Genomic DNA, 16953 nt, shown 5'->3' on the forward strand with positions numbered 1-16953 from the left:
ACATCGAAACCTAGGAGATCCGGAGATGGTAGGGCGTTGGTACAAACCGCTTGTAAGCACGGCCTTTCTTCTGACGGCGCTGTCTTCAGCTCCGGCTATGGCTCAGAACAAGACCCTCACGATCTCCTGGTGGGGCTTTAATGGCGACAAGCTGGAAGAGATCGTTCTCAAGCCATTCCGTGCGCAATGCGGCTGCGAGCTGGTGTTCGAGACCGGCAACAACGCCGACCGCCTGAACAAGATCAAGATCCGCGGCGGCAGCGGCGTCGACGTGGTCTATCTCACCGACAGCTACTCCCAGATCGGCATCCAGGAAGGCCTGTTCCAGCCGGTCGACCGCTCCAAGCTTCCCAACCTGAACGGCATCTATGAGCTGGCCCGCGCACCTCAGGGCCAGTTTGGCCCGGCCTACACCATCGGCCGCGTCGGCATCATTTATGACAGCGCCAAGGTCAACCCGCCGATCACCTCCTGGAATGATCTGTGGCGTGAGGATCTCAAGCGCCGTGTCTCTCTGCCGGGTATCACCACCACGGCCGGTCCGATGACCGTTCTGGTTGCAGCCAACAAGGCTGGCGTCGACCCCTACAAGGACGAGAAAGCCGCCTTCAAGGCCATCGAGCAGCTGAAGCCCAACGTGGTGAAGAACTACAACACTGGTTCCGAGCTCGTGAACCTGTTCTCCACCGGCGAGGTGTCGGTTGCCATGGCGCAGGACTTCACCCTGGCCCAGATCCAGGCGGCCGTGCCGACCGTGCGCTGGGCCGAGTTGAAGGACGGTGACTACGCCACCCTGAACACGGTGAACATCGCCAAGGGCGCGGCGAACCCGGACCTCGCACACCAGTTCATCAACTTCATCCTCGATCCCAAGATTCAGCAGACGCTGGCCGAGCGAGGCGTGGATGCTCCCGTCGCGACTGCCGTGCAGCTGAAGCCCGAGGAGGCAGCCCGCTGGACCTATGGGCCTCAGATGATCTCGTCGCTCAAGCGCCTCGATTATGAAAAGCTCAATGCGGCCAAGAACGACTGGATCGATGCCTGGAGCGAGGTCTTCGGGAAGTAATCCAGCCATCATGACCGCAAGACGTTTCTGGCGCCGCAACGGCGCAACCGGGTGGGCGCTCTCCGCGCCCGCCACACTCGCCGTCATCGGCTTCCTGCTCATACCCATTGGAGCCGTGATCGCCGGCACCTTCATAGATCCGCGCGGGGTCTTTGCTCCCTACATTTCCTATTTCAACAGCGGCTTCCGCACGACCGTCCTGTTTCGGACGCTGCAGATCGCAGCCATCACGACGATCATCTCCCTGATCTTCGGCTTCATGACCGCCTATGTGGTCTCCCGCGCGCCGGGGAAGCTGAAGAGCCTGCTCATCGTGGCGGCCGTGTTTCCGCTTCTGACCGGCGTCGTGGTTCGTGCCTTCGCTTGGCTCATCATCCTGGGCCGGAACGGCATCCTGAACCAGACCCTGCTGGCGCTCGGCATCACCAGCGAGCCGCTCGAGATGCTCTATACGCAAGGAGCCGTCATTGTCGGCATGGTCTATCTCTTCGTGCCGCTGATGGTTCTCTCTCTCGTCGGTGTGCTGGAGAATATCCCCAGGGATGTTCTGCAGGCTTCCTCGTCTCTCGGCGCCTCGCCGCTTGCCACCTTCTGGCAGGTGCTCCTGCCCCTGGCCGTTCCGGGCTTGATCGTCGGCGCCGTGCTGGTCTTTACAGGCAGTTTCACGGCCTATGCCACTCCGCAGCTGCTCGGCGGCGAACGCCAGACAGTGCTCGCGACACTGCTTCACCAGCGCGCCATGGTGTCCTTCGACTGGGTCGGCGCGTCGACCATCGCGGCCATCATGACGGTGATCACCATCACCATCGTCCTCGCGATGAGCCATATCGCCCGCCGCATCAATCCCATGGCTACGTGATGCCCGATAGACCTCATCCCATCCTCATCGGCGTCGCCGCGCTGGTCTACCTGTTTCTGATGCTGCCGCTGGTCATTGTAGTCGGCGCGGCGCTCAGTGACACGACGTATCTCACCTTCCCGCCGCAGGGGCTGTCCCTGCGCTGGTTCGAGAACATCTTCGAGATCAGCGCCTTCCGGCGAACCATCGTGACAAGCCTCCAGATCGCCCTCATGGGGACGCTTATCGCGCTCCTGATCGGCATTCCGGCAGCCTATGCGCTCAACCGCTTCCGGATCGAACTGCCGAAATGGCTCGGGACATTGTTCGTTCTGCCGATCCTCGTGCCCGAGATCGTGTTTGGCTTCGCCTTGCTCAAGTCGTTCACGGTCGGCACTGGTGCGCCCATCTTCCTGTCTCTCCTCATCGGCCACACGCTTATCGTGCTGCCCTACGTGGTTCGCGTGATCAGCGCGAGCCTCGCCTCCTTCGACTTCTCCATCGAGGAGGCGGCGATCAGCCTGGGCAGCGCGCCGGCCAAGACCTTCTTCACCATCGTGCTGCCGAATGTGAGGGCTGGAGTGATCGCAGCCTTCATCCTCGCGTTCATCACCTCGCTCAACGACGTGTCGGTGTCGCTCTTCCTGACGGGGCCGGGGATCAGCACCCTGCCGATCCAGATCCTCGCCCACGTGGAACAGTTCTTCGATCCCACCGTGGCGTCCGTTTCCGTGCTCCTGATGTTCCTCACCGTGGCCGTCATGGCCGTGGTGGAGCGAACCCTCGGCCTCACCTTTCTTGCGAAGTAGTTTTCCGTGACACAGCCCCTCGATCTCCACGCAGTCTCCGCCCATTACGGGACGACCAAGGTCCTCGAAGACCTCTCGCTCTCGGTCCAGGCCGGTGAACTCGTCTCGCTTCTCGGTGCCAGCGGCTGCGGCAAGACCACGACCCTGCGCCTGATTGCGGGCTTCCTCACGCCAACCACCGGATCGATCCAGCTCGGAGGCCGCGACCTGACGCGACTGCCAACCCATAAGCGGGATATCGGCCTCGTCTTCCAGAACTACGCCCTGTTCCCGCATCTCTCCGTGCTCGACAATGTTGCCTTCGGGCTCAAGCAGCGCGGCGTCGGGTCGGCGGAGCGCCGCAAGCGGGCGATGGCCATGCTGGAGCGTGTCGGGTTGGCGGCCTTAGCTGATCGTGCGCCCGGTGCGCTCTCGGGCGGACAGAAGCAGCGCGTTGCCCTGGCACGGGCGCTAGTCATCGAGCCGCCACTGCTGATGTTCGACGAGCCGCTCTCGAATCTCGATGCCAAGCTCCGGGTCGACATGCGCGTGGAGATCCGCCAGCTGCAGCGGTCGAACGGCACCACCTCGGTCTATGTCACCCACGACCAGGAGGAGGCCTTCTCGATCTCTGACCGCGTCGCCATCATGAATGCCGGACGGCTCATGCAGTTCGACCGGCCGGAAGTGCTTTATCGGCGTCCCGCCAACACCTTCGTGGCCCGCTTTGTCGGCTTCGAGAACATCATCCCGTTCAAGGTCGTTGCACGCGACGGCGACGTGGTCACGGCGGACACAGCCGGGATGACTCTCAGGCTGTCGCAAGCTGCCTATGGCGCGATTCCCGACACCTTCCTGTTGGCGACGCGGCCTGACGGGTTGGTGGTGTCGACCGATCCCGCCGCAGAAGGCCTCCCTGCCCAGTTGGGCCTGCGAACCTATCTGGGGCGCGCCTACCAGTATCAGTGCGAGACTCCGGCCGGTCACCTCGTCGCCAACGGCAGCCTCACGACACCGCTTGAGGCCGGCACCAGCTCGAAGCTCGTGCCCATGCCGGAGCAGTGCACCATTCTGGCCAACGAGGGGGCCCGGTGATGGCATCGATCCTCATCAGGAATGCCTGCCTGCTCCCCATCGACGGGAGCATGAGCGTTATTGAGAACGGGTGGATCCACATCGAGGGCAGCACGATCCAGGCCCTTGGTTCCGGCGAACCGCCGCAGATGGAAGGCGCCGAGATCGTCGATGTCGACGGCGACGTGGTCATGCCCGGCATGGTCAACCCCCATGCCCATCTGGCGATGACCCTGTTCCGTGGGCTCGGTGAGGACGTGGACGACCGGCTGTTCCGCTATGTGCTGCCGATGGAGCGCAAGTTCGTGACGCCCGAGATGGTGCGCGTAGGCACGCTCCTGGGGGCGCTCGAATCGATTGAAGCCGGCGTCACCACCATCGCCGACATGTATTATTACGAGGCCGAGGTCGGGCGGGCTCTCGATCAGGCCGGCTTGCGCGGCGTCGTCGGCCAGACGCTGGCGACATTCGACCCGCCGGATCACAAGACCATCGATGAGGGCTTTGCCCTGGTCGAGGAACTCGTATCCGAGTTTTCGGGTCACGACCGGATTACCCCCTCCATCGCCCCTCACGCGCCTTACTCGACCGATATCGCGGTGATGACCCGCGTCGCTCACTGGGCCGAGGCGCATCGCGATGTCCCGGTGCAGCTCCATCTCGCCGAAATGGACAGCGAGATGGAATGGTGCCGCAAGAACCATGGATTGCGGCCCGTCGCGGTGGTCGAGAAGGCAGGCCTGCTGCTTCCTGGCTTGATCGCCGCCCATTGCCTGCACGTCGATCCGTTCGAGATCGAGCGCATGGCGAAATCGGATGTGCGTGTCGCCCACAACGCACGCTCCAACGCCAAGGCCGGACGCGGCATCGCGCCCATCGAGGCCATGCGGGCGGCCGGCATCAAGGTCGGCATCGCTACCGATGGTCCGATGAGCGGCAACACGCTGGACCTGTTCAGCCAGTTCGGACCGGTCTCCATGTTCCAGAAGCTGCTCGGCCACAGCCGCAAGCCCATGCCGGCCGCCCAGGTAATCCGTATGGCGACGCTGGAAGGCGCGCAGGTGCTTGGCCTCGACAACCGCATCGGATCGCTCGAGCCCGGCAAGCAGGCGGACCTCATCCGGATCGACCTCTCCGCGCCGCGCCTGCAGCCGGTCTACGACATCTACGCGACGCTCGTGTTCTCCGCCATGCCGGTGGACGTGCAGGACGTAATGGTCGGCGGCCGGTGGGTGATGCGCGACCGAAATGTGGAAAGCCTGGAGCGCAAGAAAATCCTGCGCGATGCCGGCCAGATCGCGACAGCGTTCAAGGCCGAGATGGCCCGGATCGATGCTGCCGGTTGAGCCTCACCAGACGACCGGGTGCGTTTGCCCGGTCGCCACATTCACGAAGCCCTGAGGCGCGGCTTCGCAGGGCGCGACCAGGACCCAGCGCCATGGCGCGCAGGTCAGCGTCGCGAATTGCAGCCGCTCGGGGAAACCCGGATACCACCGGGGTGAGAAGGTCGGCTCGTAGAGCCACTCGATGGTTTCGGCCTGTGCGTAAAGCTGCTGCATGTCGCCATCGAGTTCCTCCGCCGGACGCTGGGTCATTAGCCCGCCGATCTCGTAGCGCATCTCGGCCAGTACCTTGCCGCCGCTGACGAGAACCCAGCCGCCGCCGATCTCCGCCACGCGATTGGCCACCATCGCCATGGCATCGTCAGATGATCCGACAATCCAGAGATTGTGTTTGTCGTGCGCGACCGTGCAGCCGACAGCCGTGTCGGGCGTCTTCGGTCCACAGCCGAGCCAGAACATGCGCGAGATTTTCGCCTCGCCTGAGAAGCGGTCGACGATGGCGAACTTGGTGACGTTTCGGGATAGGTCTCGGTGGACTTCGCCGTTTACGACAGGCAATTCCATCGTGATGAACTCGTCATGCCAATGGAAGGGCCGCAGTAGCGCCGCCTTCATCATGGCACGGCCGGGCTCGGCCGCTATGGCGAAATCCGACGGCTCGATCCTGCGCCGGATATTGACCGTCTTTGACGCCCATTCGGGCCAGTCGATGGCGGGCAGGGGACCGAGATAATCCGTACCCCGGGAGGCTTGGCGGCCATCGGCCCACACCTCGGCAATGGAGAGGGTTTCCACATCGTCGAGCAGCACGAGGTCGGCGAAGCGGCCCGGCGCAATGCTGCCGACCCAGGGCGTGAGCCGCATGTGACGCGCCGGGTTGATGGTGACGCACTGGATTGCGACCTCCGGCGAGAGACCGGACTGGATGGCAAGGCGCACGTTGTAGTCCGTTGCTCCTATTTTCAGGGTGTCGGAAGCGCTGCGATCATCGGTGGCGAAGGCGACTTGGGACCAGTCCGAGAGGCCGCGTTCAAGCAGGCCCTGAATGATCTCCGGCATGGAATGCGGCCTAATCTCGATGAAGATACCGTGGCGCAGCTTGTCCCACACCTCCTCGGCGGTCCAACCTTCATGATCCGACGCGAGGCCTGCCGCCGCGAAGGCGTTGATGGAGTCGAGGTCCCGCAGGCCGGCGCCATGGCCTTCGACGACGCCGCGCTTCTCGAATGTAGCCTGGATCATGCCCCACAGCCGCTTGTGGGACGGGTTCTCAGGGTTCCAGACCGCAGGCCAGTCCATCACCTCGTCGAGGCCGGCCACCATCAGGCTCTGCTTCAGGAACTCCGCCTGCTCGTCGTAGCCGTAATAGCCGCCACCCCATTCATAGGCCGTGGGCGGCACGGCCGATCCCGGGAGCGGGAAGATCTTCATAGGCGAGCCATGCCGGCGCGCGGTCAGCCAGAATTCCAGATTGTGCGGACCATCCACGTTCGAGAACTCGTGGCTTGCCTCGCAGGTCCAGGTATTGCCACGCGGGAGGACCAACGCTGCCTCGTATTCGGGTGTGATGTGGGAGCTTTCGATGTGCTTGTGCACCTCGCCGAAGCCGGGAACGGCGGCGAGGTTCGAGCGGTCCTCCTGCGCGACGGCGGTTCCCGGGAACGTACCCGCGGGTCCGGTCCAGGCGATGCGCCGACCGCGGATTGCGATCTCCTGATCATCGAGCCACGTGCGGGTGTGGACATCGAGCAGCCGTCCGACGCGCAGGAGCAGATCCGCCGGACGCTTGCCAAGTGCGACCAGCATGAGATCCTGACGGATTGCCACTTCATCCGCAGCATTCACCAGAAGGTCGTCGGGAAGCGAAGCGGAATGGGTCACGGCGCACCTGCGGCTATGGTCAAAAGCGGTCCGCTGTCGGATAAGACACCACACGGACCTGGAAGGTTTCTACCCCGATCATGACCCCCGCAAAACCCCGCCTGACCGTCATCGACACCGATCCCGGCATCGACGATGCTATCGGCATTCTCATGGCACTCGCTTCGCCTGACTTCACCATCGCCGGGATCATGACCGTGGCGGGCAACATCGGCCTCGAAACCACGACGCGCAATGCCGGCCGCCTTCTTGCCTTTGCCGGCCGGGGAGACATTCCGGTGTTTCAGGGAGCAGCCGCGCCGCTGTCGCGGGTGGGACCCGAGCCGCTGAACCTGCATGGTGAAGACGGCATCGGCGGTGTCGCCTTGCCTGACCCCGCACGGCTCCCTGAGAGCCAGCACGCCGTGGAGTGGCTGGCGGACTTCCTGCTCGGTGAGCCGGCGGGCACTGTCGACGTACTCGCTCTCGGACCGCTGACGAATCTGGCCCGTCTGGTTCTTGAGCAGCCCGAGGCTGCAAGGCGTATCGGCAGGATCATCGCCATGGGCGGCGCGATTCACGAGCACGGCAACGTCGGACCGTGCTCCGAGTTCAACCTGTGGGCCGATCCAGAGGCGGCCGCGGTTGTCGTCGAATCCGGCCTGCCCCTCGTGCTCATTCCCCTCGACGTCACCCGCCGCGTACGCGCTACCCGTGACTTCGTCGAGACGCTTGCTGCGAGCGAAAAGCCCATGGCCTCCATGGTAGCCAGCCTCATCGAATCCTATTTCGAGGCTGCGACGAACCGGGAGAGCCGTCCGCTCCATGATCCCTGCGTGATGTTGTACGCCCTCGCGCCCGAGCTTTTCCGGATCGAGGAGCTTCGGCTTTGCGTTGACACAGGAGGTTCTGACGCGGCTGGAGCGCTTGCGATCGATCCAGAAGGAAGCCCTGTGCAGGTGGCCCTGGGTGTCGACGGCTCCGGAGCGCTCCATCTTCTCGCTCGATGCCTCAGCGCCGGCTCGACAAGTGCATCCATTGGATAGGGAAACCGCGATGACGGACGAGATGCCGAAACCAGCTCCGGAGCTGGACGAGGAGACCATCGCCTTCGCGCAGCGTGTCTTCCAGCATGCAAGGGCGGGGCAGGTGCAGGAGCTGGGCGACCTTCTCCGCATGGGATTGCCGCCGAACCTGCGCAACGAGAAGGGCGACTCGCTTCTGATGCTGGCGAGCTATCACGGTCATGCTGAGGCCGTTCGGCTTCTGCTCGAGCATGGGGCTGACCCGGAACTCGCCAATGATCGCGGCCAGACGCCTCTCGCCGGAGCAGCCTTCAAGGGCGACATGGCATCGGTGGAGAGCCTTCTCGACGGCGGCGCTGACGTGAACGGCCGGGGTGACGGTGGCAAGACCCCGCTCATGGTCGCAGCCATGTTCAACCGGGTCGAGATCGTCGAGATGTTGCTTTCTCGCGGTGCGGATCCTCAGGCGCGTGATGCCGGCGGGCTCACCGCTGAAGCCCTGGCGAGCGCAATGGGTGCATACGACACGGCGGAATTGCTCGCTCGTTCGGCACAGTCGTAGAGAACTTCCGGGAGCTATCAGGGCTTGTGCGCCCTTAGGAGACCATAGCGCATCGAGCCGGTGAGATAAGCGATCCAGATGCGAGGAACGCTCAGGGCGAAGATCCGGTTCTTGGCGCGGGCGTCCAGCAGGTAACGTCGATATCGGGAATGGGTTAGAAGTTTTGTCGCAACCCGCCTCGTGCAGAGCGCCCACGTACGTCTCACCCTGGCGCTGAGATCTTCAAAGCCGTCGACCACGAGGCCTGCATTGCTGGCCCATGCGCGATACTCCGCTTCACTGCCCATGCTAGGCAAACGCCCCTCGCGGCAGATCGGCTCCAGCAGGTAGCGCTCCTCCCACCGGCGGGCGCCGTCACGAGCAAGCCAGGCATAAATGGCTAACCGCCCACCGGGGCGCAGGGTGCGAAACACCTCGTCGAAAAACCGCTGCTTGTCCGACATGTGCTCAGAACTCTCGATGGCGATCACATGGTCGAAGGTCTCGTCCGCGAAGGTGTTCTCGAGCCAGTCTTGCCGGATGAAGTGCAGCAGGGGCGACGCGGTGCTGCGTGTCCGCGCCTGCCGAAGCTGCGCGGACGAGACCGTGACGCCGGTCACGCGAACATCGTAGTGGCGCGCGAGCCACTCGGCCGTCGCACCATAGCCGCAGCCGACATCGCAGACATGCTGGCCCGGTCGGAGATCCAGTGTATCGGCCAGATGGGCGACAAGGGCTTCGACCGCCTCGTCAGGGGCCTCCCGGCCGCTTGTCCAGAGACCGTGATGGACATGCTCACCCCAGATCTCGCGATAGAACGGGTCGAGTTCGTCGTAGTGCTCCGCCACGGCGTCCGTTGTCTGAATCTCCCGCGGCACGATCATGGGAGAACCAGCGCGCTCTGCATTGAGCCCTCCCGGATTCGGGTGAAGGCTGCAACCTGCCGCATGAGAGAAGGCCATGTCTGGCAGAGGTGAAAGAGGGCTGCCTGACCGGGTCCGAAGCGCGCAGCCTTGTTGAGCAGAAAGGCGAGCCGAACCTGTCGCTGGATGTCGGATGCCATCTTCCGATGAAAATCGGCGCTGGTGCAGCCATGGCGAAGAAACATCGAGGCGGCGAGATGCCCGCTGTGCAGGGCCATCGACATGCCCTCACCGGTGAAGGAGGGGATCACGCCCATCTGATCCCCGAGGCGGAAGAGGCCCTGGGGCTCGACCAAGGTTGGGTCATGAACGAAGCCATAAGGGATTTGGAAGATCGATAAGGGCTTGTCGAAGATCGCCTGCGCATCCCGCAGCCGATCTGCCAGGAGCGGACATTCGCGAGTGATCCGCTCGATGAGGCTGCTCCAGTTCTTGCCAGCCTGCTCAAAACGCTCCTGGCTTACGACCAGACAAAGATTGGCAACGCCGTCCTCGATCAGCTGCAGACCCGCATAACCTTCGCTGAACAGGATGACCTCGATAGCGCCATCAAGGGCGGCTCGCTGCTGCGTCGAGAGCCGGTAATGCATCTTGAAGCCGATGAGATCGTTGATGGATCCCGATGCCGAACGCTTGACGCCCCTGAGATCATGCTTGCCGCTGGCCAGGAAGAGCGTCTCCGCTCGAACGTTGCCAAATGGACCCGCATCAATCCAATTAGCGTTTTCCTCGGCGGTGATGGATCGCGCGGTCACTCCACGCATCACCCGAACACCATGCGATATGGCCTTTTCCAGCAGCGCCTCATCCAGAACCTTTCGGGAGAGGCCACGCGCCAGGAAGGGTAAATCGACTTCGGTCTGCATCTCACGATGATACAACCGCAAGCGCGAAATCCGGCTCGCACCCAAGGCGTCGAGATCGATGCTGAGCCGGGCGAGATACGTCTGAGCCTCGATGCTGAGGAACTCGCCGCAAACCTTGTGCCGAGGCCCGGAGTCTCGCTCCAGGAGAAGCGGCGACCGTCCTTTCCTACCAAGAACGCAGGCGGTCGAGGCGCCAGCGAGTCCTCCGCCTACGATCACGACCTCTTCGGAACGGTGGCCGCTCATTTGAGCCGGCTCACGCAGAGGCGGAACGGGACATGCCAGCGGATCTCCGCCGCTTTGGGCTCCAGCCCCGCCGCCTTCAGGACGCTGTCCCAATCCGCCTTCCGGAAGCTGCGGGCGATGGAGACAGGTCCGTCGTGCTGTACGAAGCGATGCCAGCGGGCGACGCGCGCGAGGGTGCCGAAGACGTGGAACGGGACGGGATGGCGGTGCAGGTCGGCAATGTACCACCCGCGTGCCGTGATCTGCTCCATCCAGCGGATGAAGGTCGCCAGCTCTTCATTCGACATATGATGCGTCGTCTGGGAGCTGATGACGAAATCGATGGGCCGTTCGGGCTTGTAGTCGAAGACATCGCCTGTCCGGTACTCGATGGGAACCCCGGAAGGGGTGGCGGCTTGGGCAATGGGTTCGCTCATGGGATTGAGGTCGACCCCCACCAGATCGACGGCACGGCCCTTACGCCCGCTCCAGGCATGGATCTTGCGCAGGAGATCGCCATAGCCGTAGCCGACATCGAGAACCGTCACGCGTTCATTCGGTGCCAGGCGACGGGTAGCGCGATCGAGCCAGGCCAGGATTGGGCGGTGGGTCAGAGTCAACGCATTGACCGTGGCGAGGTCCTTGAGGCAGGCCCGGTAGTCCTCGACGCTGACGGCCTCGGTGTCCATCAGCTCCGTCTCGTGGCTGCGCTCGGCGAAGCTCCGGCCCATGGCGACGGTTATCCTGCGATGTCGAACCGGAAGGTTTCGGCGACCAGTCCAGGCCCAAAGGCCATGCCGAAGCCTCTCGAATCCGGTGGCGCCTGCTGCATCATGCGATCGAGCACGAACATCAGGGTAGCCGACGACATATTGCCGAAATCCCGCAGAACACCGCGAGACCAGCGCAGGGCATCCGGCGCGAGTTCGAGGCCCTGTTCGACAGCATCGAGGATCGTACGCCCGCCTGCATGAACGGCCCAGAGATCGAAGTCGTCCTTATGCTGGCCACGCAGGATGCCCCTATCGTCGTTGCGGGTCGCCTCATGACGGAGCGATTTCGCGATCTGCTGCGGCACTTCACCGGACAGGCTCATCTGAAAGCCGGCATCGCCGATGCGCCATGTGATGAGATCCTGCGTCTCCGGAATGGTCGCGACTCGGAAGTCCTTGAGGGCAATGCCTCGCGGTTCGGCCGTCACCAGGCTCGCGGCACATCCGTCGCCGAACAGCAGGGCGCCGAGAATGACCTCAAGGTCGGAGGTCTCCTGGAGATGAAGCGTGCAGAGCTCCAGGTTGACGACCAGCACCTTCGCGGCGGGTTCCGACCGGACGATGTGGTGCGCCAGCTTCAAGGCATTGACGGCCGCCGCGCAGCCCATGAATCCGACCAAGGTGCGCTCGATGGATGGGTTGAGGCCGAGCCGCTCCATCAACTGCTGATCAAGCCCCGGGGCGGTGAAGCCCGTACAGGATGCCACGACGAGATGGGTGAGAGAGGAGAGTTCCTCGCCCAGATCGAGGGCCTCGACGGCCCTCTCCGCAAGGTCGACTGCATGGGTTTCGAAACGGTCCATCCGGGCCGCAGTCCCGGCAAACTGCCCTGGCTGGAAGAAGCCTTCCTGATCGGCCGCGATGTCCAGGTTCTCACTGGGCGCCAGGGTCGAGTAGCGATGCTCGATGCCGGAACGCTGCACCATGCGCCTGAAAAGGAGCTTTTCCTTTCGCTCGGGCAGGAAACGGTCGACGAAGCCGATGAAGGTCTGATGGACGTCATGCTCCGGCACAGCCGTGCCGATCCGGTTGATATACGCGCCTGTCACGAGTTCCATCCTGCCTCACGGGCCTGGGCTGTGACCCATGCCTCAAAGATTGCCGGATCAGGGACATAGGGCACGGTGCAGGCGAGTGAACGCGGGTGCAGCAGAAGTCGCACCTCTGTGATAGCAGCGCAGCTTCAGTGCGGTGTGGATGCCGCTGCCGAGGCGGCAGGTACGGTTTCGGGCAATGGGTCTGCCTCCGGCCGGCCTCGCTTGAGAGTCTGCTCACGGGCAAAGATGAACAGGCCGGCTGCGACCACGATGAGGATGCCGAAAAGCGCGAGGACGTCAGGCCACTCGTCGAAGAAGAGGGCGCCGATGGCAAGAGCCCACAGAATCTGACTGTACTGGGCTGCCCCGAGGCGGTCGGCCGGAGCGTACATGGTCGCCACGATGAACAGGGCCTGCGCAGCGAATGCCGTGGCGGCGAAGGCGAGGAGCAGGATCCACTGATGCATTGTAGGCCAGGCGAAGCCTGGGATCATCAGCACGCCAGCCAAGAGGGTCGTCGCCAGGAACACCGTGCTGATCAGGGTGAACCGCTTCTCCGTGTGGCCTATCATGCGGCCGGTTATGACCCCTCCGGCCGCGCATAAAGCGGCCGCGAGGGCTGCAAGATGGCCGGGCAGAAGCTCCCTGAAACCCGGACGCACGATGACCAGCACTCCGACGAAGGCGGCGCAGACGGCAAGGCCCCGTCGCCAGCGCACATGTTCCTTCAGGACGAAGATGGAAAGAACCGTCACCAGGCTCGGCATGAGGAACAGGAGCGCGAAGGCCTCCGCAAAGGGCAGGCTTCGGAACGCCATGACGCTCAGTGGCGTCGTAGCCGCAATCAGGAAAACCCTGAGCCCCATGAGCCAAGGCCTGTTCCAGCGCACCATATCGAGCCCACTGTCGCCTGCCTTCATGAAGACGGGGGAGAGGATCAGCGGGATGAGATAGCCGAAGAAGGTCACCTCGAACGGATCGAGACCATGGCCGATCGCCTTCACGATGGCGTCGCCCCAGGCGAAGACCGCGAAGGCGAGGAAGGCGAGAATGATACCTTTGACCATTGTTCGGGTGATCGCGCAGGAGGGTAGTTAGAAAACGCAAAGGCGCCAGCCGATCAGGCCAGCGCCACCGGGCGGGAGAACAGGATAACAGGGTTATCGTGGCATGACGAGGCGAGGGCGCTTGCGTTCGACCACGACCACCTTAGGACCTTCGTTGCGATCCGCCATGGAGAAACGGTCTGCCAGGGGCATGGGACGACGAACCGGCGGCGGAACTGCAGCCTTCAGGACGGCGGGTCTGACCTCGTCCTCGGGCATTCCCATGAGTTGCGCTGCAATCTCGATCTGGCTCTCGACATCGTCCGTCAGCCCCTGGGCCGCTACAATCGCTTCCTCGAGGGCCGGAGGGTCGACGCGGGTCACGCGCCGGTTGTGGGTTTCCGAAGATTTCTTATTGGCTAGCATAGGGCTTCTCCTGGGCAGACCCTTAACTCACGACACTCAGGTTTGCGTAATGCATGGTTGAGACGGCAGGGCTGCACTGCGCGCAAGCGAGGCCGAAATCCGCTCGATGCTCTTGAACGCGGCTGGAGGAAGCGAGATCCATGGGAAACCCGGGAAAAATGGCCAGGAGCAACGCTTTTTCAGGAGTTCAAGAACCAGCCCAGCTTTAGGTTCGCGTTCACGATTGCTCTTTTCGGCCGGAACCGACTCGACCATATCGGTCGGCTGAGGCATCCAGCGTCATCGCAACCCGGAAACAACCAAAGGATCGTCCCGTGTTCACTGCCAAAATTCTCCTCCTCGGGTCTGGTGAACTCGGCAAGGAGTTCGTGATTTCGGCCAAGCGGTATGGGTGCCATGTGGTGGCCTGCGACAGCTATGCGAATGCGCCGGCCATGCAGGTGTCGGACGAGGCCGAGGTGTTCTCCATGCTGGATGCCGATGCCCTCCGACACGCCATCGAGAAGCATCGGCCCGATTTCATCGTGCCCGAAATCGAGGCGATCCGCACCGAGGTGCTGCAGGAGTTCGAGGACAAGGGCTTTACGGTCGTGCCCTCCGCCCGTGCAGCCTCGCTGACCATGAATCGGGACCGGATCCGCGAGCTTGCCGCCACCGAGCTTGGGCTGCGCACGTCCAAGTATCGCTACGCGGAGAGCCTGGATGAGGTCCGGGCCGGAGCCGAGCACACCGGGCTGCCCTGCGTCATCAAGCCGGTCATGTCCTCCTCGGGAAAAGGCCAGAGCACCGTGCGGACAGCTGATCAGCTGGAGCAGGCCTGGAACGATGCCGTGGCGAACATGCGGGGTGACCGCAAGAAGGTTATCGTCGAGGAGTTCGTTGCCTTCGAGTACGAGATCACCCTGCTGACGATCCGCTCCCGCGAAGGCGTGTCCTTCTGCGAGCCCATCGGACACCGGCAGGAGCGGGGGGACTACCAGGAGTCCTGGCAGCCGACTCCGATGACCGAGAAGCTGCTCGCCGATGCCAAGGAGATGGCCACGAAGGTGGTCGACAATCTGGGTGGCCATGGGATCTTCGGGGTCGAGTTCTTCGTCACCAGGGACGAGGTGATCTTCTCGGAGCTTTCGCCCCGCCCCCATGACACCGGGCTCGTCACGCTCCTGTCCCAGAACCTCTCCGAGTTCGATCTCCATGCCCGTGCTGTCCTGGGGCTGCCGATCCCGCAGGTCCGCCTCAACAGACCGACCGCATCGGCCGTGATCCTGGCGGACCGCGAGGCCGAACGGTTCTCGATTCAGGGGCTGCGACAGGCATTGGAGCTTGCTTCCGAGGATGCGGACGTGGAAGTCCGCCTGTTCGGCAAGCCGACGACCCGCAAGCATCGCCGCATGGGTGTCGCCTTGGCGTCCGGAACGACAGTGGAGGAAGCCCGCGAGCGGGCGCGTCAGGCCGCCGATCGGGTGCAGATTACCTACGAGAGCTGAGCGTGCGGGTCAGACCGTTGTGCTCTCCCGATCAAGCACTTCGGTCGTGCGCCGGTAGAGCGCGTTCGCTTCCTCGTGGGAGGGCGCGATGCACAGGACGCCTAGCTTGCCGAACTCCGACAGGGCGCCGATCAGGTGGAAGACGACACCCTTCTGGCAGGCTCCATCGAAGTGGAGCCTGTTGAGAGCCGCGATGTCGATCAGATCACCCGGGGTGAGGCCCCGATAGATTGCGGATTCGAGATTGTCGGAGGCGTAGTAGCAACGGGGGTGGCCGGCTGGGGTGAGAAAGTTGCCGGTCGCCGGATCGTAGCAGCCGTCCGTGAGGAACTCGAGCATCATGAAGGGATGCGTGGTGCCCCCGCGCCTCAGGTTGATCTCGATGGCGTAATGACGCCACTCGTTGCCTTCCAGAACGGACAGGAAGTCGATGGCGAAGCGCCCGCAGACACCTTTCTCGGCGAGTGCCCTGGCTGCCTTGAGACCATCCTCTTGGATGTCGAGACGGTAATGCTCGTCGGCCGGAAAGGTGCAGCCGAGAAAGACCTGTCCGCTCTCTCCGCCGAGGACCTGGTCGTGGGTCGAGACGGGCTCCAGCTGGCCGAGAGGGTCGATGCGGAACTGAGCCGAGGGGGAGCGCTTCACCTCGCCTTCGATGAACTCCTCCACGATGCCGCCCATGGCGGAGAGCTTCTCCTCGAACAGCTCCCAGGTCATGTCCCTGGCCTCGAAAGCGAGGTGCGGAAGGCGGCCGCGAAGCCAATTCCGCAGTTCGGGCTCTTCAGGGGCGCCCTCATAGGCGAAGACCGCATTGCCCTCGCCGGAGAATCCCTCGTTGAGCTTCACGACCGCCCGCCTGATGGCAGGTCGGCGTTGCTTCAGCTCCAACAGCGCGTCCACGATCTGATCCGGCGTGGAGAGATCCTCGAAGCCTTCCGGCATCGCGATGCCGGCGTCGCGGAAGATCTTCCGCGAGCCACTCTTGGAGCCTAGGGACAACAGGTCCGGGTCACAGCCATAGATTGGCAGGTCGAGGCCAAGCGCAAGGTCGCGCTCCAGTTCCGTGACGTTGAAGCAGATCATGTAGGCAGCGGACGGATCGGGGATGGCATCCCGAATGCGCTGCTGCAGGCGAGGGCGCTCAATGATCTTTTCGGTCAGCGAGGTCCGCGAGCCATCGTGGCAGGAGAGAAGGGTCAGGCGCTTCCTGGCGTGCTGCGCTGGAATGCCCGGCAGCAGATGCAGGTAGTAGTCGATGATGGACTCGGGAACCGGGTGGCTCGTCACATAGATGATCTGCGTCCGGGGCAGCCGCAGGAGCATCAGGTAACAGAGCATCCGCTCTTCGTAATGATGAACACCCGAGATGTTGGCCAGCACCTCCCGGTCCATGGTCAGGCTCGGAACGATCACGACCGTCCGGGGAGTGTCCTGATCCGAGAAGCCACGGAACATCGATGTCAGGCGAGCCTGCAGCCGGGAGAAATCCCCCTTTTCGGGGGAAGGCGCTGAGCTGCCTGCTCCATCCATCATCAACCCTGCGTCCTCTTCTATAGATGCAGCGGAACTCGCCTTGCAGCGGAACGCTTGTGGCCAAGGTTTTGTTGCGCGGACGCGGGCGGGAAGCTGGACGCC

The 16953-nt window shown here is 63.4% G+C and carries 16 protein-coding genes; 8 read left to right on the forward strand and 8 right to left on the reverse strand.

The genetic code is table 11. The features are described from left to right. Nucleotides 1-25 precede the first annotated feature (25 nt). Genes MA07_RS15750 through MA07_RS15770 form a run of 5 tightly spaced genes read left to right on the forward strand, consistent with a single transcriptional unit; the run spans nt 26 to nt 5112 of the window. Entirely contained in the window at nt 26-1066 is a 1041-nt protein-coding gene (locus MA07_RS15750; protein WP_036352828.1) for an ABC transporter substrate-binding protein, read from the forward strand. Between the two features lie 10 nt (nt 1067-1076). Beyond that, nucleotides 1077-1925: an ABC transporter permease gene (locus MA07_RS15755; protein ID WP_036352833.1), complete on the forward strand. Its 849-nt coding sequence runs from the start codon at nt 1077-1079 to the stop codon at nt 1923-1925. Beyond that, a complete protein-coding gene (locus MA07_RS15760; protein ID WP_036352836.1) occupies nt 1922-2713 on the forward strand; it encodes an ABC transporter permease in 792 nt (263 codons plus the stop codon). The genes MA07_RS15755 and MA07_RS15760 overlap by 4 nt, the downstream gene beginning before the upstream one ends. A gap of 6 nt (nt 2714-2719) precedes the next feature. Continuing rightward, nucleotides 2720-3787: an ABC transporter ATP-binding protein gene (locus MA07_RS15765; protein WP_036352839.1), complete on the forward strand. Its 1068-nt coding sequence runs from the start codon at nt 2720-2722 to the stop codon at nt 3785-3787. Beyond that, on the forward strand, nt 3787-5112 hold the full coding sequence (locus tag MA07_RS15770) for an amidohydrolase (protein ID WP_036352842.1): 1326 nt from the start codon (nt 3787-3789) through the stop codon (nt 5110-5112). The genes MA07_RS15765 and MA07_RS15770 overlap by 1 nt, the downstream gene beginning before the upstream one ends. Before the next feature lie 3 nt (nt 5113-5115). Here MA07_RS15770 and MA07_RS15775 read toward each other — a convergent pair whose 3' ends face one another. Beyond that, entirely contained in the window at nt 5116-6990 is a 1875-nt protein-coding gene (locus MA07_RS15775) for an adenine deaminase C-terminal domain-containing protein (protein ID WP_036352844.1), read from the reverse strand. A gap of 80 nt (nt 6991-7070) precedes the next feature. On the opposite strand from MA07_RS15775, the gene MA07_RS15780 reads away from it, so the two are divergent. Then, nucleotides 7071-8015, forward strand: coding sequence for a nucleoside hydrolase (locus MA07_RS15780; RefSeq protein ID WP_036352847.1), 945 nt, complete (start codon nt 7071-7073; stop codon nt 8013-8015). A 10-nt stretch (nt 8016-8025) separates the two neighbouring features. Then, nucleotides 8026-8556 (forward strand): ankyrin repeat domain-containing protein, encoded by a 531-nt coding sequence (locus MA07_RS15785; RefSeq protein ID WP_244445264.1) that lies wholly within the window; start codon nt 8026-8028, stop codon nt 8554-8556. A 17-nt stretch (nt 8557-8573) separates the two neighbouring features. Here the strand turns inward: MA07_RS15785 and MA07_RS15790 are convergent, their stop codons facing one another. The 6 genes from MA07_RS15790 to MA07_RS15815 all read right to left on the reverse strand — a co-directional run bounded on the left by MA07_RS15790 (nt 8574) and on the right by MA07_RS15815 (nt 13831). Next, a complete protein-coding gene (locus MA07_RS15790) occupies nt 8574-9419 on the reverse strand; it encodes a class I SAM-dependent methyltransferase (protein ID WP_036352850.1) in 846 nt (281 codons plus the stop codon). Next, nucleotides 9416-10570 (reverse strand): NAD(P)-binding protein, encoded by a 1155-nt coding sequence (locus tag MA07_RS15795; protein WP_036352853.1) that lies wholly within the window; start codon nt 10568-10570, stop codon nt 9416-9418. The genes MA07_RS15790 and MA07_RS15795 overlap by 4 nt, the downstream gene beginning before the upstream one ends. Further along, nucleotides 10567-11280, reverse strand: a complete 714-nt coding sequence (locus MA07_RS15800) for a methyltransferase domain-containing protein (RefSeq protein WP_036352855.1) — start codon at nt 11278-11280, stop codon at nt 10567-10569. The genes MA07_RS15795 and MA07_RS15800 overlap by 4 nt, the downstream gene beginning before the upstream one ends. A gap of 8 nt (nt 11281-11288) precedes the next feature. Further along, nucleotides 11289-12380 carry a type III polyketide synthase gene (locus MA07_RS15805; protein ID WP_036352858.1) on the reverse strand — a complete coding sequence of 364 codons (1092 nt, stop codon included), beginning with the start codon at nt 12378-12380 and terminating at the stop codon, nt 11289-11291. Between the two features lie 125 nt (nt 12381-12505). Next, nucleotides 12506-13426: a DMT family transporter gene (locus MA07_RS15810; RefSeq protein ID WP_036352860.1), complete on the reverse strand. Its 921-nt coding sequence runs from the start codon at nt 13424-13426 to the stop codon at nt 12506-12508. A gap of 93 nt (nt 13427-13519) precedes the next feature. Continuing rightward, the gene (locus MA07_RS15815; RefSeq protein ID WP_036352866.1) at nt 13520-13831 is read right to left on the reverse strand and encodes a hypothetical protein; all 312 of its coding nucleotides are present in this window, start codon (nt 13829-13831) and stop codon (nt 13520-13522) included. A gap of 314 nt (nt 13832-14145) precedes the next feature. Between MA07_RS15815 and purT the strand changes: the two genes are divergently transcribed. After that, nucleotides 14146-15318 carry a formate-dependent phosphoribosylglycinamide formyltransferase gene (gene purT, locus MA07_RS15820; RefSeq protein WP_036352869.1) on the forward strand — a complete coding sequence of 391 codons (1173 nt, stop codon included), beginning with the start codon at nt 14146-14148 and terminating at the stop codon, nt 15316-15318. 9 nt (nt 15319-15327) lie between these two features. On the opposite strand, the gene MA07_RS15825 is transcribed toward purT, so the two are convergent. Beyond that, the gene (locus tag MA07_RS15825) at nt 15328-16773 is read right to left on the reverse strand and encodes a peptide ligase PGM1-related protein (protein WP_244445265.1); all 1446 of its coding nucleotides are present in this window, start codon (nt 16771-16773) and stop codon (nt 15328-15330) included. Between the last annotated feature and the right edge of the window lie 180 nt (nt 16774-16953).

It is taken from the genome of Microvirga sp. BSC39, assembly GCF_000739015.1.
In the GTDB taxonomy this organism is placed as follows: Bacteria; Pseudomonadota; Alphaproteobacteria; order Rhizobiales; family Beijerinckiaceae; genus Microvirga.

What these genes read in the sequence shown, in the direction of transcription:
- MA07_RS15810 (WP_036352860.1), bottom strand. Translation starts at nt 13,426, where the DNA reads ATGGTCAAAGGTATCATTCTCGCCTTCCTCGCCTTCGCGGTCTTCGCC.
- MA07_RS15755 (WP_036352833.1), top strand. Translation starts at nt 1,077, where the DNA reads ATGACCGCAAGACGTTTCTGGCGCCGCAACGGCGCAACCGGGTGGGCG.
- MA07_RS15805 (WP_036352858.1), bottom strand. Translation starts at nt 12,380, where the DNA reads ATGGAACTCGTGACAGGCGCGTATATCAACCGGATCGGCACGGCTGTG.
- MA07_RS15785 (WP_244445264.1), top strand. Translation starts at nt 8,026, where the DNA reads ATGACGGACGAGATGCCGAAACCAGCTCCGGAGCTGGACGAGGAGACC.
- MA07_RS15815 (WP_036352866.1), bottom strand. Translation starts at nt 13,831, where the DNA reads ATGCTAGCCAATAAGAAATCTTCGGAAACCCACAACCGGCGCGTGACC.
- MA07_RS15790 (WP_036352850.1), bottom strand. Translation starts at nt 9,419, where the DNA reads ATGATCGTGCCGCGGGAGATTCAGACAACGGACGCCGTGGCGGAGCAC.
- MA07_RS15770 (WP_036352842.1), top strand. Translation starts at nt 3,787, where the DNA reads ATGGCATCGATCCTCATCAGGAATGCCTGCCTGCTCCCCATCGACGGG.
- MA07_RS15795 (WP_036352853.1), bottom strand. Translation starts at nt 10,570, where the DNA reads ATGAGCGGCCACCGTTCCGAAGAGGTCGTGATCGTAGGCGGAGGACTC.
- MA07_RS15800 (WP_036352855.1), bottom strand. Translation starts at nt 11,280, where the DNA reads ATGGGCCGGAGCTTCGCCGAGCGCAGCCACGAGACGGAGCTGATGGAC.
- MA07_RS15780 (WP_036352847.1), top strand. Translation starts at nt 7,071, where the DNA reads ATGACCCCCGCAAAACCCCGCCTGACCGTCATCGACACCGATCCCGGC.
- MA07_RS15750 (WP_036352828.1), top strand. Translation starts at nt 26, where the DNA reads ATGGTAGGGCGTTGGTACAAACCGCTTGTAAGCACGGCCTTTCTTCTG.
- MA07_RS15825 (WP_244445265.1), bottom strand. Translation starts at nt 16,773, where the DNA reads ATGTTCCGTGGCTTCTCGGATCAGGACACTCCCCGGACGGTCGTGATC.